The organism is Neisseria sp. P0021.S007 (genome assembly GCF_051956855.1).
The window spans coordinates 1-445 of the sequence record NZ_JBQCXA010001695.1 but is presented as its reverse complement, the minus strand read 5'-3'; the positions used below and the strand labels follow the sequence as shown (position 1 = coordinate 445).

The 445-nt window shown below is 53.0% G+C and carries 1 pseudogene; it reads left to right on the top strand.

The window, feature by feature from the left end:
* Positions 1 to 46: 46 nt before the first annotated feature.
* A pseudogene (locus tag ACTHUR_RS20965) lies at positions 47 to 445 on the top strand (ATP-binding cassette domain-containing protein); the annotation flags it as partial.

The window sequence follows — 445 nt, the reverse complement described above, 5'->3', positions numbered from 1 at the left end:
TGCCTAAACAGACCGTCTGAAACTTCATTGCCCCATATCTTTTGCCATGCACACCTTATTTCAAATCCGTAATCTTTCCGTCCGCGTCCAAGACAAAACCCTGCTTGAAATCGATCAACTGGATATACCCGGGCATGACCGTCATTATTGGTCCGAATGGTGCGGGCAAATCCACTTTGCTGCGGGCCTTAATCGGGCAAACAGGGCAGGGGAAAATCACGCTTTTCGGTGAGGCCGTTGCGCCGCAAATCCGCGCGGGCAGGGTGGCGTGGGTCGGGCAGCATGGCCGTTACAACATGCCGATGACCGTACGTGAATACATTGCGTTGGCGTCATTCGTACAAAAAGGCCGTCTGAACCATGAATGGGCGGACGAGTTGCTCGATTATTTTGATTTGACGGCATTGGCGGATAAGCGTATCGGCAAGCTCTCAGGCGGCGAACA